This window comes from Chryseobacterium bernardetii, from assembly GCF_003815975.1.
Taxonomy (GTDB): Bacteria; Bacteroidota; Bacteroidia; order Flavobacteriales; family Weeksellaceae; genus Chryseobacterium; species Chryseobacterium bernardetii.
In genome coordinates, this window is record NZ_CP033932.1 from 98,320 (window position 1) to 119,856 (window position 21,537).

Sequence of the window (21,537 nt, forward strand, 5' to 3'; positions counted from 1 at the left end):
TCAAGAATTTAAAATTGTAAAATTTGATTAAATAGTTGATAAGCTCTTTAGAATTTATATCTAAGGCTTAAAATAAAGTTTCTTCCAGGCTCATTAGCAAAGAATCTCAGACGGTTCAGATACTCTCTGTATGAAGTATTGAAGAGATTGTTCACGATAAGTCCTGCAGAAAAGTTTTTGCTGATATTGATTCCCGTCTGGATATTCCAAAGTGAATATCCGTTTGGCGGAGTACTGATGTCCAGCGTTTTATCTACCAGCTCACCATTTTCATAAAGTTCCAATGGCACATTACGGATCGGGAATCTGGTTTGTTTTAAAAATGTTTGATTTTCAACAGTGAAATAGAAGTCATTCCATTTTTCTTTTTTAAATTGCAGTGCATTGGAAAAATTAGGAGGCATCATTAGAATCAACGGTTCATTGTTTGTATCATCCTGTCCATATACATAACTTCCTTTTCCTACATACGTTAGGTCATCTGTAAGTTTCCAGTTAACATCTAAATCCACTCCATACATTTTTGCATCTATCTGCTGGTATTCCCATTCCTGAAAAACACCTCTGATCGTTCCCTTAATTCCTACAGGAACTTCATTAATGAAATTTTTCGTGATGAAGAAATAAGGGTTTACGGAAACATTCAATCCTTTCAGCACATTGAATTTTGAATCAATGTTCAGATTAAACTGATGTCCCTGCTCATTTTTCAGACTCAGATCTCCGGTTTCGATTACTCCTGCGGAGTGGTGCAAGCCATCTGAAAATAATTCAGCCACATTAGGGGCTCTTCCCACTTTTGCATAATTAAATTTCAGATCAAAGCTGGCGTTGGGACGATATTCCAAACCTGCATTGAAGGAAATATTGTTGTAATTAAGCTGTGGTCTTGTCAGCACTCTATTCTGATCTGTTTTCACATAGAATTGTGGATAAGTATCTGCATAAGATTTCTCCCAGTCACTTACATCATACCATTTGGTAACATCATAACGGGTGAAATCATATCTTGCTCCTGCCTCAAAATTGAATTCAGGCGAAATTTTATATTTGAAAATGGAATAAGCTCCTGCAGAATATTTATCATAATTCGGGATCAGACGTCTTGCTTTTGTCGCAGGATCTGAATAATTATTCTGAAAACCAGCATCAATTCCTGTTTCCAAAGACCACTTTCCTCTTTCTATCAGATCGTTGATATTAAACTGGTGTGTCATTAATTCCAGGTCAAGAGCCGGAGTATCTTTCAGTTCTCCTCTTCTGATATCATATTCCTGTCTGTGGTTATACTGATAGCTGTATGTTGCTGACAGTTTCCCGATATTTTCAAACCTTTTGAATGCGGAAACCTTGGCAATATGATGCTCAATAACCTGTCTCGGGTTATCAATATCATAACTGAACTTCCCTGAATAAACGGGAGGATTGGCATTCATTGCTCTTTGATAATCCTCGGATGTAGAAACATGCGAATCTCTTAAAATCCCAATATTCTGATTAGTCAGATAATAATCAAATGAAATTCCCCTGTCAAAGGTATTATTCTGAACAGTAAAATTGAAAGATGAAAAATCCATCCCTGTATTTTTCAGGTTATAATCAGGAGCACTTTGATCGCCCAGTTTTTTGATGCTTCCTCCTGATTTGACAGCCCAGCCATTTTTCCAGGTCTTTGCAACATCTACATCTATTCCCAAACCTCTTCCATTGGAAATCCCGGTAAGTCCTACTGATCCTTTAATGGTATCCTTTTTAGGGAAAATTTCAGGTTCCATCACTACAACTCCACCTACAGCATCACCACCATATTTCAGGGCAGATGCTCCTTTAATAACGTCAATATGCTGAAAATTATTGATATCAACATTGGGAGCGTGTTCTACACCCCATTCCTGCTCAGCCAATCGTACTCCGTTATTTAAAATACTGATACGGCTTCCATAAAGACCATGGATAACAGGTTTTGAGATATTATTTCCGGTTTTCAAAGCCGTTACTCCTGAAATTTTAGATAATAAATTCCCCAGGTTATCTGTAGAATTTTTCTCTATATCAGATTTACTGACTGTTTTAATAACCAGCGAACCATTATTTTTATGATTTCCATGTATTGTAATGGTTTCAATATCATTACTATGATGTTCTAAAGTAATGGTAATATGAAGATCCTGATCAACTCCTATATTTTCAGTATAATCATTGCAATCAGGATGTTTTGCAATGAGTGTATACTTCCCTGCAGGGACTTTATTAAAGGAAAAAACTCCTCTTTTATCTGTTTTTGCCGTAAGATTACCGATTTTCACCACTGCATTCTCCAGCATGGTTTTATCATGAAAATCCTGAACGGTTCCTTGTACAGTATAAGTTTTCTGTGCACTTGTAAATACCGATCCGCAAAAGATCAGCAACAGGCAATATATCAATTTCATTGTAAAATAGATTGATTGCGTACCCTTTTTTAATTTCAATAAGGTACATTTTTCGTTAAAAATTATGGGAAGGGTTTGTTTTGTAAACTGTACATTGTACAATGTAAAAAGTAAAATGTATTAATGAAAGTTAGTCCCTGAAATCGTTAATAATAATCATTATCAAATGATTTCCAACAACTTTAAACTTTGAACATCAAACATCGAACTTTAAACCCAATAAGAATGTGATGATTAGGAAATTGCGGGAGGTCCGCGAAGCTGAAAGGTAAATTTGGTCTGAGACCAGATTTTTTCCTGAATAGCGATCATCTGCTTTACTTCGTGCGTATAATGCTCAAAGCTAAAGCTGAATTCTTCAGGAGCTAATGTGTGCCCGGTCACCAAAAAGTGGCAGGCCAGACAGTCACCCGCTTTCTCTTTAGTAATGGCTTTCGTTACAGAATTTTCGACTTTTTTAAAGTTAAATGCTTTAAAATAATCTACAGATTCGTGATGGTGAAAGCTCTGAGAAAGCATCGCGATGAAGTATACTCCAAACAACAGCCTGGAGATAAATACTTTTAAGTTTCTGCTTTCTTTAATCATGATTCAAAATTATGAAAATAATTTAATACTTCGTGTTAATTTTGGTTTGGTGTTACTATTATTTACCTTAAATTCAAATCAGATCCATTTTTTGATTCTTTAGCGCTAAGAAACGCAAAGGAAAAATTGAAAGTTATTCTGTGTATTTCTGTTCGAAGGGCCATTCCATTCAGCCATGTTGTTATTAGTTTTCATTTGCTGAGTATTACCCCTTTACGAGCGAAAAGTTCCCATTTAGAGATGTTTTTGCGAGCTTCTTAGTTAAGATACAAATGGGTAATTATTGATTATGATGGCCTCAATATCAGGTAAAAAAAATTCGGGACCTGTATTCCAGATCCCGAATTTTAGTATTTCCTATTAATCAAGTTGGGTTCCTAAGTATTCCCATTCCTGCAAAGCGTTGTCCAGTTCTTCTTTAGCTTTATTGTATTTTTCTAAAGTTTCATCGGAAGGGTTTTCTTTAGCAAATGAAGCTTCCATTTCTTCTACTTTAACTTCAAGTTCGGAAATTTTTTCTTCTACTTTCTTGATTTTATTTTGAATATTTTTCTGTTCTTTACTGATGATATTAGATGTCTGACTGGTACTAACAACTGGTTTCTCTTCTACTTTTTTAGGTTCTTCCTTCACATCACCATGCAATTTCGCCTTTTCCGCAGAGATTTCCCTGATGCTTTCTTTCTGTCTGTACTCAAGATATTCGTTGATATCGCCCAGGAATTCTTTCATTTTCCCGTCGCGGAATTCATAGATCTTATCACACAGTCCCTGAAGGAATTCCCTGTCGTGAGAAATTACAATCAATGTACCTTCAAAATTCTGTAACGCTAGCTTAATGATCTCCTTAGACTGAATATCAAGGTGGTTGGTAGGTTCGTCCATAATCAGCGTGTTGAAAGGACGAAGCAATAGTTTACAAAGTGCCAGACGGTTTCTTTCTCCTCCGGAAAGCACTTTTGTTTTCTTTGTTACTGCATCTCCCTGAAACAGGAAAGATCCTAATAAATCTCTTACCCTAGGTCTTGTTTCTTCTGTAGCGGCATCTTCTGCTTCTTCAAGAACTGTTTTGTTAGGGGTTAAAACCTCTTCCTGATTCTGGGCAAAATATCCGATGTTTACATTGTGTCCCAGATTCCAGCTTCCGGAATAATCTTTAATATCTCCTGCTAAAATTTTAGCTAATGTTGTTTTCCCCTGTCCGTTTTGTCCTAAAAGTGCAATTCTGTCTCCTCTCTGAACAATGAAGTCCACGTTGTCAAAGATCTGCTTCTGACCGTAAGCTTTTCCAAGATTTACAGCTTCAAAAATCACTTTCCCCGGAACCATAGACTGCACGAAACGGATATTGAATTTTGAAACGTCTTCATTATCCACTTCAATACGTTCAATTTTGTCCAGTTTTTTAATAAGCGACTGTGCAAAAGAGGCTTTAGTAGCACTTGCACGGAACTTATTAATATTATCTTCCATCTGCTTAATTTCCGCATCCTGATTCTTTTTAGCCTGAATCAGTTTTTCACGGCGGTCTTCACGCATTATAAGATATTTAGTGTAGTTGGCTTTATAATCGTCAACTTTCCTATTGTTGATATCAAAAGTCCGGTTACAAACGGCTGTCATAAACTGTTTATCGTGACTCACCAGAACAATGGCTCCCGGATAATCTTTAAGGAAGTTTTCAAGCCAGATAATAGATTCCATATCCAGGTGGTTGGTAGGCTCATCGAGAAGCATAATGTCATTCTTTTGAAGAAGCAGCTTTGCCAGTTCGATTCTCATTCTCCATCCTCCTGAAAACTCATCGGTGATCTTTTGAAAATCATCAGCTTTAAATCCTAAACCAAATAACACTTTTTCCATATCACCTTCCAGATTGTAGGCATCATGGTTCATTAAAAGGTCATTCAGCTCGGTCATTTTATTAATTAAATCCGTGTAGGAATCACTTTCGTAATCTGTTCTTGTTGCCATTTGGTGGTTAACCTCCTCAAGCTCGTTTTTCCATGCGTTAATCTGCTCAAAAGCCTGCATGGTTTCGTCCCAAACCGTTCTTCCTTTTACAAAATCAAGGTCCTGCTTCAGGAAACCAATGGTAATACTTCCTTCTGTTACAACTTCTCCTTCGTAGAAATTAATTTCTCCGGACAGCATTTTCAATAAAGTAGATTTTCCCGCTCCGTTTTTTCCTACGAGCCCTACCTTATCATCCTTTTTGATAGTGAAATTGACGTTTTGAAATAAATAATTTCCTGAATGATGTAATCCTAAACTTTGAACCGAAAGCATCTTAATTAATAATTAGTAATGAATAATGAATTTCCGGGGGCAAAAATACGGAAAAAGAAATGAATAGCCCAGAAATAAAAAAACTGACCAAAATGATCAGTTTTACAGAATGATTCTTCCAACAGAATTTATTTTAAAAATTATTAAGAATAGGGACCAATGATGTTCCTGAAGACACAGGCATTACAGGAGGTGCCCCGGGAACATGTGTAATTCCATGAGTTGTTGGGAGCATCCGTAAATTATAATTTATATTCTGAGTACTGAACATAAAGCTACATCCGGAATTTGTAGTATGGCCTGTTATTGAACCGGAGGTCATATTGGTCTGAGAGGCAAACAAAATTATCCTTTCATTAGGCCTCATACTTACGTTTCCCTGTGAGTTACATATAAAGGCACAGAAAGGCTGATATTGTCCGTTTACTTTTGCTGCCAGTCCTATTGTTACAGGTGGAGTGCCCGGTGGTCTGTTATTCTGTACAGTGATCTCTCCTTCCGTGCCGCCTGCAACTGTGCGAAAAGAGCCATCTGAATTAAACTCCACCCTTGCTCCTAAAGGAATTTCATCTGATAATGCCTGCATTATAATTGTAGTATTGACGCTGACATCTGCTTTATTGAAAACATAGACTTTGTATCTGGGCTCACAATCAATTTCTAACAATCCAAATACATTATCATAAGGTATAGAAAACCAAACAGGCACCCCCGAAAAAACCTGATTGATTCCGACTGCTCCTTTATATCCTAATAATCTGTAATTATTAACCTGAAGATATTGCAATATTTCCCGTTGTTCATCTGATGTAAAATCAAATTCAATTTGATACGTTACAGTTCCTGTTTTTTGGATAAGTGTTTTTTCCATTGTTTCTATATTTGGTGTTATTTCATTTTTATATTAAGGTTTAAAAATCTGCTCTGTTCCTATTTATTATGAAGCATCATATTATAAACGGATCAAAGTAACAGGAACTAAGAATTAAAAGCTAGAGTATAAAATACCAAATATAAAATTCAGTAGTTATACCCAATTGAATCATGTACATTAAAAGTAAAAGGGAACATTACTTAAAATGTTCCCTAACCTAAAATTTAAAACTAAATAAGGAGTAACCCTAATTATTGATTTTATCCAGCTTTGTTGCCGGAGTCCTGATAATTGAACGAGTCCAGATATCATTATTAGGAACACTTGTTCCATATAGAAAATCGGTTAGGAAGGTGTCTTCAGGAAGATGGAGTTCAGCAGAAAGTCTCGCATGGCTTTTCTGATCTACAATAGTACTGCTTGAAACATTCAATCCATTGTTGAGAAGTTCAACATTCATTTCATATTCTGACCGTTTTGACAAACCACTGTGACAAAGTCCGAAATTGGCTGAAATATGAATATAATCAGCAAGTTTACTGTAATTATAAACTGGTTTTCTACTTGCCGAAAGCTCTTTTATATAAGCCAGCATTTCGGTATACAAACCTTCTAATTCAGGGTGTCTGTGATAATCTGTTTCAAAATCTTTTCCTGATATAAAGACGGGAGAAATTGCATTGGTTTCGTGCAACATCAGTTTCCCATAGAGTTTTGAAAGTTCATTGTAAACTTTATCTCTGCACACATAGGCTTTAGAAAAGGCATCCTTTCTTTCCACTCCGAATTTTGAAAGTAAGGTGTCCCATACTTTATTTCCTTCAATATCTGTTTTTCCGTTTCTTATATTTTGGATATAATTAAGCAGGTCATCTGTATTGGCGAAATCTGTAGATATATATACGGATTGCGGTCCTTCCAGATAGCCACCACCGATATCGGCATGAGCACCCGGAACAAAAATCTCTTTCCACACGGAAGCATTGTTCCGGAATTTGTAATCCTGCATCATTTTTGAATTTTCAAAAAAGCCTGTCAGCGGAAAAAAGAATCTGCATTCGTTCATTGCACAGATATGAAGCCCGTTTTCTACCTGATGGGCTACACTCAGATCATAGGTATTAAATGGTTTTGATTCTACCGTATCAAAAACTCCCAAAAACTTTACTCTGATCTTAGTAAAAGGATAATTTGAAAATAACCAATGGCTAAAAGTTCTGGCCAGCATTCCTCCTCTTCCAAAGCCATACAGGTAAAAATGATACTCACAGTCTCCCCCTTCAATAGTTTTCTCTACAAAACTTTCAGCTTTCTGAAGTTTATCATCTGATGAGTATCCTTTTCCATAAGGCGGGTTCGCACATGTGGTCATTGCAAAATTGCTGTCTTCCCCTCCTGAAACGGTTCCTATTCCTTCAATGTATATTTTCTCATTACCGGTAAATGCTTTATACAATTTATAGATATTGGTAAATGCACCATGATAGCTTTCGTTATTATTCAGCGGTTTATCTGATGAAAGTGCATTTATTCCATTATTTCCCGTGCCGTCAAAGAAAATTCCGACGGAAATCACTCTACTGCCATTCATTCTTTTGTTAATTTTTTATTACAGATCTTCTCTGTTCATTTATGTTTTTATTAAAATCCCTAAAAGAGATATTTCAAAATAACGGAAGAAAGTGCAGTCTGGCTAGAGTGGAAAGTACCAAATAAAAAATTCCGTATTTCTACGGAATCAAATTATATTTTTTCAAGAGAGTAGATATTGTTCACAATGGCATAAATAACTATTCCCACCGTGTTTTTAGCTCCAATTTTTTCGAGGATACGCTGCCTGTGGCTTTCAACAGTTCTGGGGCTGATGAAAAGTTTTTCTCCTATTTCATTGTTGGTAAATTCCTGGCAGATCAGTTTTACAACATCTTTTTCTCTTTCGGATAATTCATCTTCGGTCTCAAAGAGAGAATTTTTCTTGGCAGAGCTATTCATATAGGTAAACAACATCTGATGGTCTTCAGCGGTAAAAAAGACTCCGTTTTTATGAACCATTGTAATGGCTTCGATAAATGTTTTCTTATCTGAATTTTTAGGAAGGAAAGCTGAAACCCCCAGTTTAACCATATATCCCAGGATAGATGTTTTATAATGGGAAGAAAGAATAATGATTTTAAGATCGGGATATTTTTCTTTAAGAATTTCCACCAGTTCAAAACCATTCATAGGCTTCATCTGAACATCTACCAGAGCAATATCTGGAAACTCTTTTCCTGAAAGCCTTCCCAGATATTCTATAAAATCAGGTCCGTTATCTGCGGTAAGGCATACGGATATGTTTTTTTCATTAGACAGCAGCATTTTTACCCCTTCAAGGATCAGCTGTTCATCATCAATCAGTGCTATTTTGATTTGGGAACTCATGATATTTCGGAATTTTAATAATTAAACGACTTCCTTTATTTAAAAAAGATTTTTTCCATTTATGAATGGCATTCATAGACTTGATCCTGGATTCAATATTTTTGATTCCCATGCCTTTTTTTACTTCTTCATACTCAAACCCCTGTCCGTTATCAGAAATAACAACGGCCATGTTCTGCGGATAATCTTTTATATAAATCCACAAATCTGTGGCATTAGAATGCTTGATTACATTGGTGGTAAATTCCTGAATAATACGATACAGCTGTACTTCCACAAAGATATCCTTCTTTTCATATCCGGGCATTACCTGCAGGGAAATATTAATCTTATGGGAAAGATTCGCAATGAGCTCCTCTGTATACAAAACCAGCCCCACCGATTCCAGATTAACAGGATATAATGAGTGGGAAATACCCCTGGCAGCATCAACCAGTGAAGACATCTGACTGTGGATATTTTTTTTAATCACCTCATCACCTTTTGTATCCAGATTATTAAGCCATAAGGAAAGAATATTCAATCTGTTTCCTATATCATCATGAATCATCACGGCAATTCTTTTTCTTTCTTCTTCCTGTGCTTTGATGTTCTCTAACACCAGCTTTTTCTGATGAAGAACTTCTGCCTCATGCTGTGCATTTTTCTCTTTCATAATCCTGCTTATAAAAGCCCTGTAAGCAAACATGATAAAGGATACTATAATTGCTATGGTAACAATTATAAGGATCAAAAGGTTGATATTTAAGGTTACTTCTTTAATCGGATAAAAGTATATAAAAGTGAACAGTACAGAATACTGGATAAAATATTATTGGCCGTGAAAAGTAAATAATAATTATTTTCTGAAAGGTTAACAATCTGATGCTGGATAACGAAAATGAAAACTGACACGGAATAATAGAAAAAAATACTGGCATCTACCCAAAGAAAACGGTTCTGAACAGATGTTTTTTTGATCTCACTTATTAATGTAATACCAGATAGACAGATAATTATTATATTGGAAACAACCTTTGCAATATCGGCATTAGCAGGATAATCAAACCCGTATTTCGAGATCATGAAACCCGCTGCAATTATGCCTCCCAATCCCAAAAGGTATTTGGGCCAATCCAGCTTTCTGATAAATAAACCGGTCAGTAAGAAAAACTCTCCGCCAATGTAGAACGGATAGAGAAATGAGGTATCATCAAGCCTGAAAACATAAGGCAGTGCCAGATTCAACAGTTCAATAAAGAACAGAAAAGCAATACAATAAAAATACTGCTTTTCTTTAGGATTTAATATGCGGTGTTTAACAGCTCCCAACACTATAACGGTAAGAAGCAATCCATAGTTCAGGAATAAAATCGTCTTATAAAGATCTGCCACTCTTTCAGGGTATTATTTTAAAATTCACCCTCCATTCCAGGTATACGGCAGATAGGCGGACATGGTTTTGCCCAGTCATACATATTGGAAATGGTTTGTGCACGTTGTGAGTTTTGAAGATCTTCATAGAAAGAAATGAAGATTAGAGTTACCAACATTTTTCCGTATACTTTATTGTATTTAAGCCCGAAGGAACATTTAATTGCTCTCAGCCCTTCATCAGAAAGACATAGATCTGCTGTAGGCACGTAAAATCTTTTAAAAATTCCCAATCCTTTGGATTCCTCATGTTCTTTATAAAACCAATCCATTCCAGATTCTCTCCAGGTCTCAATAGCTTCTATAGCAATGTCCTGATCCAGGGTAGGCTTATTGGATATAGGAAAAGCCATATCTGAATTTTGCTCTACTTTTTGAAGTCCCTTGGAAAGAATAGCATTTTTAACAATAGTATACTCCTGAATTTCCTGAAGTTTTAAATCTTCATCAAGCTCAGTAAGAACGCTGTAAGGATATTCTCTTTGATCTATTCTGTCTCCCTTTTCGTTCATGGGATAAAAAATCAGGATCACCTGATCTTTCCAAATTCCCATTGCTGCGCAGAATTCAGGATAGTCTCTATAGCTTTTCATCCAACTGAGAGGGCCATCAGCAATATTAAAGACATAATTGGTAGGAATTAAATCTTTCATTCTGGTAAAATTGCCACGGCAAAGCTCCCATTCGTCTACAGCAGCTTTACACTCTTCTACGGGAAGTAAATAATCTACAATGTTTAATGTTGTCATAAGCATGGTTTTTAGCTGTATAAAATTATACAAACTAAACATGCTGTGCAAGTAGGAATTTAATTAATAATTCCGCACTGTAATATGATAACAGCTTTGCTGTTTCTCTTTTATGTAGTAAATTCTACCGGCATCTGCATAATGTTTTAAAACTTTTTCTAGAGCCACTTCCATTTTCGGGTTATATTTAAGAACATTATTGAATCTTACATAAGAGATGTCAAAGGAATTTCCGTAGTTATGCGAGCTGATTCCCAATGATGCATTAGAATTTACCCTTCTTAATCTGCATTGATCTTCCAGTGTCCGGGTAATGGATGAAACGGTAAATGTGGCTCCTTTTGTTGCTTTACTGAATCTCGAACCGATATTTTCCAGAGTGGTTTTTGCTTTTGAAACCATATAAGCTCTACTGTAATCAAGCCTCTGAACCTGGTATCCCTTTCCGGATTTCTTTATTTTATGGAACTTTCCTTTATTAATATATTTTTGTACGGTTTTAGAATCCTTCAGTAATTGTACTCCAAAACTTTTGGAGGCATCAAGGTGTGGTTTGTAAAGCGCAGTAGGCTCAACCTTTAAAACAGTTGTAAGATCATAGCAGGGAAGGGCCTTTTTTGCCATCTGCGAATAATGTAAACTATACATAAAAGGTACAAAGACCACACAAAGAAACTTTCTCATTAACCACCACTTTAAATTACTAACGAAGGATAAAACAATTATGTTAGCTCATTCAACAGCAATCACAACAGTATCCCGATAAGTCCCAAACAAACATCAAACCAATTTGTTGAATTTGTAATTTTTATTCCTATAATTTTGAAATAATTTTTCAGTTTTAACTTTTTACTTTAAGATATAAATTCTACATTTGAGTTACATTTTAAAAATAAACAATATGATAAAAAAACTTTTTGCTGAATTTTTCGGCACATTTTGGCTTGTTTTCGGAGGTTGCGGGAGCGCCGTTTTTGCTGCTGGTGTTCCTGATATTGGCATCGGGCTTCTAGGGGTTGCTCTAGCCTTCGGCCTTACTGTTCTTACAATGGCTTATGCCGTGGGCCATATCTCCGGTGGGCACTTTAACCCGGCAGTTTCTTTCGGGCTTTTAGCGGGAGGGAGATTTTCTGCGAAAGATCTTATCCCTTATATTGTAGCGCAATGTCTTGGGGCTATTGTTGCAGCGGGATGTTTATACACCATCCTTAACGGAGCCGGAGCTGTAGACTTCTCTGCACCGGGAGCTTTTGCTACCAATTTTTATGGAGAAGCAGTCTATAACGGAAAAGCATTCAGCATGGGGGCAGCATTCCTTGCGGAGTTCCTATTAACGGCTTTCTTCCTTATCGTTATTATGGGAGCTACAGATAAATGGGCTAATGGAAAGTTTGCAGGTATTGCCATAGGTCTTGCACTTACTTTGATTCACCTGATCTCAATCCCAATTACCAATACTTCTGTAAACCCGGCAAGATCTCTTTCACAGGCTGTTTTTGCGGGCGGGCTGGCTATGTCACAACTTTGGCTGTTCTGGGTAGCTCCAATTCTTGGTGGAATTGTAGGTGGATTGATCTACAAATTCTTACTTCAGAGAGATACTGCAGAAGTAGCTGACTAATTAATTTTCAGAACAATACATTATTATAAAATCCTGTCATAGTAGACTGCACCCAAAAGTTTAGACAAAATTAAACAATATTATTATATGAAAGAGTTCGGTACTGTACCGGACTCTTTCCTTTTAGATTAAGTCTTATTCTGTCGTTATTATAGTAATTGATATACTTCTTTATTTCTTTTTTGAGTTCATCAATGGTTTTAAATTTCTTAATATAGAACATTTCAGATTTTAAAGTTCCAAAGAAGTTTTCTATTACCGCATTATCAAGGCAGTTTCCTTTGCGGGACATACTTTGGATAATGCCTTTTTCTTTTAACATGTGCTGATAGGTTTTCATTTGATATTGCCAGCCTTGATCAGAGTGGATAATGAGGTTTTCAGTATTCTTAATCTTTCTAAACCCTTTTTTGAGCATATTCATAACCTGCGCAAAGACAGGCCTTTCCGAGAGATCATAACTGATAATCTCGCCATTGTAAAGGTCAATTATCGGCGAAAGATACAATTTACTGCCTGATACGTTAAACTCTGTCACATCAGTGGCCCATTTTCTGTTTGGCTGATCTGCCTTAAAGTTCCTCTCCAGAATATTTGGTGCTATCCTGCCTTGCTCTCCCCGGTAAGATCTGTATTTCTTAACCCTAATGATACTTTTCAATCCCAGTGCCTTCATTAGTCTTAAGACCGTTTTATGATTAATTACAATTCCTTGCTGTTTCATCATCAAAGTAATACGACGGTATCCAAATCGACCTTTATGCCTATGATAAATCTGTTTGATCAAAGTTTTTACTTTTCCATACTTATCCTTTTTATTAAGAGCTTTCTGATGGTAATAGAAACTACTTCTGGCCATACCTGTACAATCCAGCAGGAGCGACAGATTATATTTTCGCCTTAATCCTTCGATGGCCTCTGCTTGTTCTTTTTGAGAGTTAAGGCGTCTAACTTTTTTAGAAAATCAATTTCAGCTCGCAATCTTTCGTTTTCCAATAAAAGTTCTTCTTCTCTGGTCAATGGCTTATCAGACTTTCTTTTTTTACGCTTGTAATCACTCATAATACAGGGCCTTCCTTTAGGTTTATTCTTTAATCCTAAAATACCACTTTTTTCGTAATCCCTTTGCCAATTCAGCACGGTAGATTGAGCTGCGATATCAAATCGGATACATGCTTCTCTTTGTGAGATATGTTCTATTTCGATAGTTTTTAAAACTTTAACCTTGAAATTCACAGAATAGATCTTATTTCTTCTTGGTTGTAAACCCGAGATTCCGTACTTATTATAAAAGCCCATCCACTTGCGTAGATTACTTTCGTTAAATCCTTTCTCTGTTGCTATAGATCCAATTGAACGATGAGAATTTTTGTGGAGGTTAATACATTCTAATTTGAAAGCAACGCTAAATTTTTCTTTTCTATACATAAAAAAATGCCCCTAAAAAGTGTCTAACTTTTTGGGGGCAGTCCATAGATGGGATTTTTTTTTGTTTTTATAAGACCGTGTTTTAACGCAAAGTTGTCAGAAAGATTTTATTTTTTTTGAGGTCAAAGGCGAGTGTCTTTGTCGCTGATAAGTAAGAACTATGTAGTTATGTGGAATAGTGTCTAACAGACTTTTGAAACCTGTAAGTCAATATATTTTCTTCAGTTTCATTCTGTTCAGAAGAAATGACTTCTATTACTTTTTATTTTTAAGTTCGAAAGGATTTTTGAAGATCAGTTCTTCATGCTTCCCTTTGATTTCCATTTTACGCTGAAGCAGATTCAAGGCCATTCTTCGGATGAAGAGGTCTTTATCATTCAGCTTCCAGTAAGAATCCTGATGAAGTTTTCTGGGTGGACGAACTATATAAAACTCTGTATCCCAGGTATCTTCATTATGATAAAATTCAATGATACCACAATGCTCCGGAATAAGGACTGAATCTACCATTCCCATCGGTAACAGAAAACTGAAAGCATTGCAGACATAGTCTCCACAGGAAATTTTATCATGCTTCAGGAATTTTTCTCCTGTATCTTTATTGAGATATGATTTTTTGAAATCGTTTTTGAAATCACTTTTCGAAAGCTTGATCTCAATTTCATGGCTCATTCCTTCCGTATCAATAATGAGAATATCGGCTTCCCAATCTGCCTGGAAATAATTAGTCAGTACGAGTTCCTTTTCAAAATCGCAGTGTGTATGGATGTATGCGTGAACAAGTTCTTCTATTTTGAGCATAATTCAGAGCTTGAATATGAAATTTTAAGATTGAGATTCAGCAACCCTTAAGAAATCTAACATTACGGATTACAAATCTTTTAACTGACCAATAAACTACAACCCCGGATATCGGAATGGTCTATTCTTCCTAGTACCTGAAATTTATCACCTACTATTTTGCCCAGATCCTGAGTTGCAATAAAGGAGCAGGAATAGGTATTGGCCAAATCAATGATGTTGATAGCTCCTGTTCTGCCTTCTTTTTCATAAGAAAAAGGATCTTCTGCATTTCTGATTTTAACTCTCATCCAATTAGGACATTGATATTCGTTATTTCCAAGGGAATATGCCTGAGATAACAATTCCGTCATTGAATACTCTGAGTAGATCTTATCTGTTCTGAAACCTTTCTGCAAAATTTTCAGAAGTTCATCTTTTGTCATTTCTTCTTTTCGGCCTTTCATTCCACCAGTTTCAATAACAATCAGGTTTTCAAGAATATTTAGAGATTCCCCGCTTCTCTCGGAATGACAGTAGTCTAGGAAATCTAACAGAGCAAAAGAAACTCCGAAAAGGATTACTTTTTTATCCTGTAACTGGTTTAAAAGACTGAAAAGATCGGAATGATTGTAAAGGAAGTATCCGTTTTCAGGTTTTGCTGATTTCTTCATCAGATAATCTACCATATAGATCAATGAAGAGTTCTGTCTTTCCAGGTAACTTGGAAGCAGCCCAAGGAAAATAAAATCCTCCGGCTTTCCAATGAATTGTTCAAAGCTTTTGTAAATACTTTCTTCATATAAACCTGTATCTGCAATGAAATGCCTGGAAAGATTCATCTGTGTAGTTCCGGAACTCTGAAAAAAAAGTTCTGTAGTTACATTCTTATCCAGAATCTGGTGATTCTTAAACATTTCAATTGGCAGGAAAGGGATTTTAGACAAATCGTTCACTTCATCCGGGCTGATGTTCAGAAAATCTACAAACTTCCTATATATCTCAACATTTTCATACTGATAACGAAATGTTTTCAATGATGCCTCCAGGAAATCCTGTTCAGTTTGTATGTTGAATATATTTTTCGGTTCCATAATTTTTTCAATCTTATTATTACTTCATTATAAAGTAATTATCGGGATAAAATATTTTTATTTAATGTTTTTTTAATATCAGAATCTGACTTTGGTAAACTTCTTGCAAGTACTTAACCGGAATATGGATTAAAAACAGAATGAGTCCCCCACTCATTCTCAAATTACCTCTTTTTAGGGGTAATTTTTTGTTTTATTTCTCAAAAGTTTTCAGTTCAAAGTCTTTTTCAAAGACGCCATAGGTAAAATAAGAAATCCAGTCTCCCAGGTTAATATATTTTGAATTTTGCCCTAAATCCAATACCATAGGAAGATGACGATGTCCGTATACGAAATAATCAATCTGCTGGTTTTTCAGTTTTTCTTTGGAATAAATAATCAAAAATTCTTTATCCTCTCCTAAGAATGCTTTGTCTTCTTCGCCGGAGATCATTTTATTTTTTTGTGAAAGATACAGAGCCACTTTCATTGCAATATCCGGATGAAGCCATTTGAAAAACCACTGTGCAATTGGATTGGTAAAGACTTTTTTCATTCTTTTATATCCTTTATCACCCGGCCCGAGCCCATCTCCATGAGCGAGCAAAAACTGCTTCCCACCCATTTCAAAATACTGTTTCTGGTAAAAAACCGTACAACCGATTTCTTCTTCAAGATAATCTTTCATCCAAAGATCATGGTTTCCCACAAAAAAATAAATATGGATTCCTCTGTCTTTGAGTTCTGCAATCTTCCCCAAAACACGAACATATCCTTTAGGCACAACATGTTTCCATTCATGCCAGAAGTCAAAAAGGTCACCCATTAAAAATAAAACCTGTGCATCTTCCTTGATCTGATCCATCCATCGTATAAACCTTTCTTCACGTGCCTTACTTTCTTTAGGAGTAGGAGCACCGAAATGCTGATCTGAAGCAAAGTATACTTTTTTACCAGGTTCTAAATTAATTGTTGTTTTTAACACCTTGTGAGCTTTATGGGATAATTATTACTTATTGTCTTCTGCAAACCATTCTCCATAAGAGTTTTCTGTCTCATGAAGTTTAAGATAAGCGAGAGAAATACCTTCCGGAAGTCTTGATTTTATTTTAGCGGCAATGGCATACAGCATATTTTCACAGGTTGGCTGAAAACTGCAATAGATTACTTTATGGCCTTTCTGTTCAAGATCATCCCCCAGTTCTTTATGGGGAGTAAGTGCATTTAAAAGCACTGCGTGATCCCAAACGTCTACGATCTCAGATTTTACGATACTTTTGATATCTCCGAAATCAACTACCATCCCATTTTTAGGGTTATCAATATCATTAATCGGTTTTCCTTTTACTGTGACAAACAGCTTATAGGAATGTCCATGCATATTTTTACATTTCCCATCGTAGTTGTACAGTACGTGGGCTGTTTCGAATGTAAAAATTTTTGTAATACGTATCATATTGCAAAGATATGACAAAACCGCTTAACAAAGAAAAGACTGTTTCTATTACAATGATTTTCAAATAAGGTTTAATTAATTTTCACGGCTAATTTCTCCAGCCAATTACTCTCCAGCCTTTTTATTTTTTTGGCTTCTGTATCAAACAGAACCCACAATGTACTTGAGTCCACCACCAGTTCATCATTACAATAGAACTCTACTTTTCTTGGCTGCTTAGCTCCTTCCGGAACCTGCGGGTAAGTTTTTACTGTGATTATATCATTCAGATACACTTGTTTTTTGTAACGGATATGATGATCCAGCAGCATCCATACATCATTCTCATACTCTGTTTTATGTTTTAAAAGATCCCAATGTTCAGCTGCTGCTTCTTCTACCCAATGTACATATTGCACATTATTGACGTGGTTATTCTGATCAATATGCTCTTCCGTTACTTTGATCTGTTTTTCATACACTAAACTCATCTCATTGAAATATTTACTCAAATTTAGGATTTAAAATAAAAGGTTCCCCATGATTATCTCTACAAAATTCATATTTAGTGTATAAAAAAAACGGAACCAGATGGGTCTGATTCCGTTTTATGATATTCAATAGCTTGAATTTATTTTTTAGTTTTTCCTGCTGCCGGTTTAGCAGTAGCTCCCAGTTTTGCTTTTACCACTTCAGTAATATCCTCCCCTCCTTCAGTATAGATAAGATTTGAGCCTCTCGCTGAAATATCGAATACATAATTCAGACCTTTTTCTTTAGATACTGCATAAATAGCATCCTTTACTTTTTGCTGTATTGGAGTAAACAATTCATTTTGCTTATTAGAAATTTCCTTAGCAGCCTGTGCTCTTGCGTCTTCTATTTTTTTACCCAGATTATCTAATTCTGTCTGTGCAGCAACCAATTCTTTAGTTACAGCATCTTTATTAGCAGTAGTTAATGTCTTTTCCTTTTCCTGTGCTGCTGTCAATTTGGTCTGATATTCACTGATAACTTTATCAATTTCGGTCTGTTTAGATTTAGTAAGGTTATCAACAGCATCCCCAGCTGATTTCACTTCAGCCATATTTTCAAAAATATCTGCGGTGTTTACACTTCCAATTTTCTGTTGTGCATTTACAGTATTAGCAGTTAAAGTTAATCCTGCTGCAATAAAAAATAATTTAATTAGTTTCATTATGATATATAATTTTTTTAATTCACTTTTTTCAGTGTCCAAATATAGTATAATTTTCCATTCACAATCATTCTGTTTTTTTTAGATTTAATGAAGATAGAAATCCTTATCTTATCATTTAAAAGAATTCCCACTAACATAAAGCTCTCCCTTGTTCTTGGGAGAGCTTCGAAAATATGTATAATGCAAAAAACTGAATTTTAATGAAACTGTGCCGTTTCTGTAGAGTCTTTCATTGCTACAGTAGCAGAAGATCCGTTGGTAACAATATTCTGAACCTCATCAAAGTATCCTGTTCCTACAAAAGACTGATGTTTTACTGCTCTGAATCCTTTTTGCTGTAAAGCAAATTCACGTTCCTGAAGTTCTGAATATCCGGCCATACCTCTTTCTTTATAGGCCAAGGCCAGCTCAAACATTGCTGTATTCAGAGCGTGGAATCCTGCCAGAGTAATAAACTGGAATTTATATCCCATTTTTGCCAGTTCTTCTCGGAAAGAAGACATTTCTTCCACACTTAATTTAGCTGCCCAGTTGAAAGAAGGTGAACAGTTATAAGCAAGCATTTTCCCAGGAAACTGTGCATGAATTCCATCAGCAAATCTTTTAGCCTGTTCAAGATCCGGGTTTGAAGTTTCCATCCAGATCAGATCCGCATAGGGTGCATAAGACAATCCTCTGTCTATTCCCTGCTCCACACCATTTTTAACTACATAAAACCCTTCAGAAGTTCTTTCTCCTGTTACAAATTTTTTATCTCTGTCATCAATATCCGAAGTTAATAAATCTGCTGCATCAGCATCTGTTCTTGCAATAATAATACTTGGAACACCCAATACATCTGCTGCCAAACGAGCTGCAATCAATTTATTGACAGCCTCCTGGGTAGGCACTAATACTTTTCCTCCTAAATGTCCGCACTTTTTAGCTGAAGAAAGCTGATCTTCAAAGTGTACAGCAGCAGCACCAGCTTCTATCATCTGCTTCATCAGTTCAAATGCATTCAGATTTCCTCCAAAACCTGCTTCAGCATCTGCAATAATAGGAACAAGATATTCTTTATCGCCGGCTCCGCTTACAGACTGAACCTGATCTGCCCTTAATAAAGCATTATTAATTTTTTTCACTACAGAAGGCACTGAATTCGCAGGGTACAAAGACTGATCCGGATACATTTCTCCAGATAAGTTGGCATCTGCTGCTACCTGCCATCCTGAAAGATAGATTGCTTCTAAACCTGCATCTACCTCCTGCACGGCTTGATTACCTGTTAAAGCACCAAGTCCCGCCACATAATCCTGGGCATTTAATTTTTCCCAGAATTTCTTAGACATTTCTGTCGCAATAGTATAGTCAATTTTATAAGAACCGCGAAGTTTCAACACTTCTTCTGCTGTATAAGGTCTTTTTACGCCATTCCAGCGTGGATTTGTCAGCCAATCTTGCTCTAAAGCCTGGATTTGTTCTTGTCTTGTTTTCATAATATTTGGATTTTGTTTGTTCAGTTATGGTTAGGATATTGGATTTCAAAGCTTTCAAATACTTTCACTCTCAGCTTAAATTATATAAATGGATAGGCTTTTAAGGTTAAAAACTCTTCAAACTTTTCCGAGAATATCAGTTCATTGAAAAGTTCTTTGGCCAGATTAAATTTTCCATTCTTAAAGCGGGCTTCTCCTACATATTTTTCAATATTTTCCATTTCTTCAGATTCCCACTGAAGAACCATATTGCGGGTTAATGTTCTGTCATCACTTAATACGGCTTCATTTTTCAGCCATTGCCAGATCTGTGTTCTTGAAATTTCAGCAGTAGCAGCATCTTCCATCAGATTATAAATAGCAGCGGCACCGGTTCCCATCAGCCAACTTTCGAGATAAAGAATTCCTACATTGATATTTTTTCTCACTCCTTTCTCTGTAATATCTCCTTTTGGAATTTCAAGCAGGTCACTTTCCTCTATATTGTATTCAAATTTTTTATCAATCTGGTTTTTTGAAGGCATATGCTGATCAAAAATATCTTTAGCAACCGAAACCAATGCAGGGTGTGCTACCCATGTTCCGTCATGACCATTTTTCACCTCTCTTTCTTTATCACTTCTCACTTTTTCAAAAGCGGTATTATTGGCTTCATCATCATTTTTTACAGGAATCTGAGCTGCCATTCCTCCCATAGCATGAACATTTCTCTTATGACAGCCTTCAATTACTCTTTTTGAATAGGCGCTCATAAAGGGCGAAGTCATAGTTACCTGATCTCTATCCGGTACGATAAATTCCGGAAGGTTCCTGAATTTTTTGATATATGAAAAGATATAATCCCATCTTCCGCAGTTCAGGCCGGAGCTATGCTCTTTTAATTCATATAAAATTTCATCAATCTGAAATGAGGCTGTAATCGTTTCTATTAAAACAGTTGCTTTAACAGTTCCCTGTGGAATTCCCAGATATTCCTGAGCAAAGGTAAATACTTCATTCCACCATCTTGCTTCTTTATAATGTTCTAATTTTGGAAGATAGAAGTATGGACCACTTCCCTTTTCCAACAGCTTTTTTGCATTCCTGAAAAAATAAATTCCAAAATCAGTCAAAGATCCTGATGCTTCTTCGCCATTAATCTTAATATGTTTTTCAGGAAGATGTAATCCTCTTGGGCGGACCAATAAAACAGCTGTCTTTTCATTAAGCTTGTATGCCTTCCCTTCTTCATTAACAAAATCAATAGTCCTGTTAATTGCATCGGAAAGATTAATTTGTCCCTCCATACAGTTTTGCCAGGTTGGTGAGCTGCTATCTTCAAAATCTGCCATGAAGGTAAGAGCTCCTGAATTGAGAGCATTGATAATCATTTTACGGTCAACCGGGCCTGTAATTTCCACTCTTCTGTCCAGTAAGTCTTCCGGCAATGGTGCACATACCCAATTTCCATTTCTGATTTCTTCTGTCTCCTCAAGAAATTTTGGGAGATTTCCCTGGTCAAATTCTTTCTGAGTTTTTTTCCGTTCTTCTAAAAGTTCCAGTCTTTTATTGTTAAAATTCTGATGAAGCGCTACAAGGAAATCTATCAAATCAGGAGTGAAAATTTCTTCAAACTGCTTCTGAGCTGTAATTTTTAATTGAGTCTTGGTTTCCATAACATATTGATTTTGTGACTTGATGTTACAAACATAAACAAAAATTTTCACATACAGCGAACGTTCGCTAAATTTATTTAAAAATTATTATGCGAATAAT

General features: G+C 35.9%; 21 protein-coding genes. 1 reads left to right on the top strand and 20 read right to left on the bottom strand.

What is annotated here, in order from left to right; all coding sequences use genetic code 11:
• Positions 1 to 47: 47 nt before the first annotated feature.
• From EG339_RS00490 to EG339_RS00535, 10 genes are all read right to left on the bottom strand, one after another.
• Positions 48 to 2,432, bottom strand: a complete 2,385-nt coding sequence (locus tag EG339_RS00490) for a TonB-dependent receptor (RefSeq protein ID WP_123868384.1) — start codon at positions 2,430 to 2,432, stop codon at positions 48 to 50.
• Positions 2,433 to 2,666: 234 nt separating this feature from the next.
• Positions 2,667 to 3,020 carry a hypothetical protein gene (locus tag EG339_RS00495; protein WP_123868385.1) on the bottom strand — a complete coding sequence of 118 codons (354 nt, stop codon included), beginning with the start codon at positions 3,018 to 3,020 and terminating at the stop codon, positions 2,667 to 2,669.
• Between the two features lie 360 nt (positions 3,021 to 3,380).
• Positions 3,381 to 5,309 carry an ABC-F family ATP-binding cassette domain-containing protein gene (locus tag EG339_RS00500; RefSeq protein WP_123868386.1) on the bottom strand — a complete coding sequence of 643 codons (1,929 nt, stop codon included), beginning with the start codon at positions 5,307 to 5,309 and terminating at the stop codon, positions 3,381 to 3,383.
• A gap of 133 nt (positions 5,310 to 5,442) precedes the next feature.
• Positions 5,443 to 6,180 (bottom strand): hypothetical protein, encoded by a 738-nt coding sequence (locus tag EG339_RS00505; protein WP_123868387.1) that lies wholly within the window; start codon positions 6,178 to 6,180, stop codon positions 5,443 to 5,445.
• A gap of 250 nt (positions 6,181 to 6,430) precedes the next feature.
• Complete coding sequence (locus tag EG339_RS00510) at positions 6,431 to 7,774, bottom strand: T6SS phospholipase effector Tle1-like catalytic domain-containing protein (protein WP_123868388.1); 1,344 nt, start codon at positions 7,772 to 7,774, stop codon at positions 6,431 to 6,433.
• 152 nt (positions 7,775 to 7,926) lie between these two features.
• A complete protein-coding gene (locus EG339_RS00515; protein WP_123868389.1) occupies positions 7,927 to 8,604 on the bottom strand; it encodes a response regulator transcription factor in 678 nt (225 codons plus the stop codon).
• Positions 8,573 to 9,259 (bottom strand): sensor histidine kinase, encoded by a 687-nt coding sequence (locus tag EG339_RS00520; protein ID WP_123868390.1) that lies wholly within the window; start codon positions 9,257 to 9,259, stop codon positions 8,573 to 8,575. The genes EG339_RS00515 and EG339_RS00520 overlap by 32 nt, the downstream gene beginning before the upstream one ends.
• 95 nt (positions 9,260 to 9,354) lie before the next feature.
• Positions 9,355 to 9,978 carry a hypothetical protein gene (locus EG339_RS00525; RefSeq protein WP_123868391.1) on the bottom strand — a complete coding sequence of 208 codons (624 nt, stop codon included), beginning with the start codon at positions 9,976 to 9,978 and terminating at the stop codon, positions 9,355 to 9,357.
• Positions 9,979 to 9,995: 17 nt separating this feature from the next.
• Positions 9,996 to 10,766, bottom strand: a complete 771-nt coding sequence (locus tag EG339_RS00530; RefSeq protein ID WP_228459678.1) for a hypothetical protein — start codon at positions 10,764 to 10,766, stop codon at positions 9,996 to 9,998.
• Positions 10,767 to 10,829: 63 nt separating this feature from the next.
• A complete protein-coding gene (locus EG339_RS00535) occupies positions 10,830 to 11,450 on the bottom strand; it encodes a DUF5715 family protein (RefSeq protein WP_123868393.1) in 621 nt (206 codons plus the stop codon).
• A 220-nt stretch (positions 11,451 to 11,670) separates the two neighbouring features.
• Between EG339_RS00535 and aqpZ the strand changes: the two genes are divergently transcribed.
• Positions 11,671 to 12,387: an aquaporin Z gene (gene aqpZ / locus EG339_RS00540; RefSeq protein WP_123872590.1), complete on the top strand. Its 717-nt coding sequence runs from the start codon at positions 11,671 to 11,673 to the stop codon at positions 12,385 to 12,387.
• Between the two features lie 70 nt (positions 12,388 to 12,457).
• Here aqpZ and EG339_RS00545 read toward each other — a convergent pair whose 3' ends face one another.
• From EG339_RS00545 to aceB, 10 genes are all read right to left on the bottom strand, one after another.
• Positions 12,458 to 13,300 carry an IS3 family transposase gene (locus EG339_RS00545; RefSeq protein ID WP_123868394.1) on the bottom strand — a complete coding sequence of 281 codons (843 nt, stop codon included), beginning with the start codon at positions 13,298 to 13,300 and terminating at the stop codon, positions 12,458 to 12,460.
• Positions 13,288 to 13,815 carry a helix-turn-helix domain-containing protein gene (locus EG339_RS00550; RefSeq protein ID WP_123868395.1) on the bottom strand — a complete coding sequence of 176 codons (528 nt, stop codon included), beginning with the start codon at positions 13,813 to 13,815 and terminating at the stop codon, positions 13,288 to 13,290. Before EG339_RS00550 ends, EG339_RS00545 begins: the two co-directional genes overlap by 13 nt.
• 255 nt (positions 13,816 to 14,070) lie before the next feature.
• Positions 14,071 to 14,616 carry a hypothetical protein gene (locus EG339_RS00555; protein ID WP_123868396.1) on the bottom strand — a complete coding sequence of 182 codons (546 nt, stop codon included), beginning with the start codon at positions 14,614 to 14,616 and terminating at the stop codon, positions 14,071 to 14,073.
• A gap of 80 nt (positions 14,617 to 14,696) precedes the next feature.
• Positions 14,697 to 15,689, bottom strand: a complete 993-nt coding sequence (locus EG339_RS00560) for a LuxE/PaaK family acyltransferase (protein WP_123868397.1) — start codon at positions 15,687 to 15,689, stop codon at positions 14,697 to 14,699.
• 193 nt (positions 15,690 to 15,882) lie between these two features.
• Positions 15,883 to 16,653: a UDP-2,3-diacylglucosamine diphosphatase gene (locus EG339_RS00565; protein ID WP_123868398.1), complete on the bottom strand. Its 771-nt coding sequence runs from the start codon at positions 16,651 to 16,653 to the stop codon at positions 15,883 to 15,885.
• Between the two features lie 24 nt (positions 16,654 to 16,677).
• Complete coding sequence (locus EG339_RS00570; protein WP_123868399.1) at positions 16,678 to 17,124, bottom strand: 6-pyruvoyl trahydropterin synthase family protein; 447 nt, start codon at positions 17,122 to 17,124, stop codon at positions 16,678 to 16,680.
• Positions 17,125 to 17,195: 71 nt separating this feature from the next.
• Positions 17,196 to 17,615, bottom strand: coding sequence for an acyl-CoA thioesterase (locus EG339_RS00575; RefSeq protein WP_228459679.1), 420 nt, complete (start codon positions 17,613 to 17,615; stop codon positions 17,196 to 17,198).
• A gap of 119 nt (positions 17,616 to 17,734) precedes the next feature.
• Positions 17,735 to 18,301, bottom strand: coding sequence for an OmpH/Skp family outer membrane protein (locus EG339_RS00580; RefSeq protein WP_123868400.1), 567 nt, complete (start codon positions 18,299 to 18,301; stop codon positions 17,735 to 17,737).
• A gap of 200 nt (positions 18,302 to 18,501) precedes the next feature.
• Positions 18,502 to 19,782 (bottom strand): isocitrate lyase, encoded by a 1,281-nt coding sequence (aceA, locus tag EG339_RS00585; RefSeq protein WP_123868401.1) that lies wholly within the window; start codon positions 19,780 to 19,782, stop codon positions 18,502 to 18,504.
• 80 nt (positions 19,783 to 19,862) lie between these two features.
• On the bottom strand, positions 19,863 to 21,437 hold the full coding sequence (aceB, locus tag EG339_RS00590) for a malate synthase A (protein WP_123868402.1): 1,575 nt from the start codon (positions 21,435 to 21,437) through the stop codon (positions 19,863 to 19,865).
• Positions 21,438 to 21,537 lie beyond the last annotated feature (100 nt).

Excerpts from the sequence above, each read along its gene's own strand:
- EG339_RS00490 (WP_123868384.1), bottom strand. The coding sequence starts at position 2,432 with ATGAAATTGATATATTGCCTGTTGCTGATCTTTTGCGGATCGGTATTT.
- EG339_RS00495 (WP_123868385.1), bottom strand. The coding sequence starts at position 3,020 with ATGATTAAAGAAAGCAGAAACTTAAAAGTATTTATCTCCAGGCTGTTG.
- EG339_RS00500 (WP_123868386.1), bottom strand. The coding sequence starts at position 5,309 with ATGCTTTCGGTTCAAAGTTTAGGATTACATCATTCAGGAAATTATTTA.
- EG339_RS00505 (WP_123868387.1), bottom strand. The coding sequence starts at position 6,180 with ATGGAAAAAACACTTATCCAAAAAACAGGAACTGTAACGTATCAAATT.
- EG339_RS00510 (WP_123868388.1), bottom strand. The coding sequence starts at position 7,774 with ATGAATGGCAGTAGAGTGATTTCCGTCGGAATTTTCTTTGACGGCACG.
- EG339_RS00515 (WP_123868389.1), bottom strand. The coding sequence starts at position 8,604 with ATGAGTTCCCAAATCAAAATAGCACTGATTGATGATGAACAGCTGATC.
- EG339_RS00520 (WP_123868390.1), bottom strand. The coding sequence starts at position 9,259 with ATGAAAGAGAAAAATGCACAGCATGAGGCAGAAGTTCTTCATCAGAAA.
- EG339_RS00530 (WP_228459678.1), bottom strand. The coding sequence starts at position 10,766 with ATGACAACATTAAACATTGTAGATTATTTACTTCCCGTAGAAGAGTGT.
- EG339_RS00535 (WP_123868393.1), bottom strand. The coding sequence starts at position 11,450 with ATGAGAAAGTTTCTTTGTGTGGTCTTTGTACCTTTTATGTATAGTTTA.
- EG339_RS00550 (WP_123868395.1), bottom strand. The coding sequence starts at position 13,815 with ATGTATAGAAAAGAAAAATTTAGCGTTGCTTTCAAATTAGAATGTATT.
- EG339_RS00555 (WP_123868396.1), bottom strand. The coding sequence starts at position 14,616 with ATGCTCAAAATAGAAGAACTTGTTCACGCATACATCCATACACACTGC.
- EG339_RS00560 (WP_123868397.1), bottom strand. The coding sequence starts at position 15,689 with ATGGAACCGAAAAATATATTCAACATACAAACTGAACAGGATTTCCTG.
- EG339_RS00570 (WP_123868399.1), bottom strand. The coding sequence starts at position 17,124 with ATGATACGTATTACAAAAATTTTTACATTCGAAACAGCCCACGTACTG.
- EG339_RS00580 (WP_123868400.1), bottom strand. The coding sequence starts at position 18,301 with ATGAAACTAATTAAATTATTTTTTATTGCAGCAGGATTAACTTTAACT.
- aceA (WP_123868401.1), bottom strand. The coding sequence starts at position 19,782 with ATGAAAACAAGACAAGAACAAATCCAGGCTTTAGAGCAAGATTGGCTG.
- aceB (WP_123868402.1), bottom strand. The coding sequence starts at position 21,437 with ATGGAAACCAAGACTCAATTAAAAATTACAGCTCAGAAGCAGTTTGAA.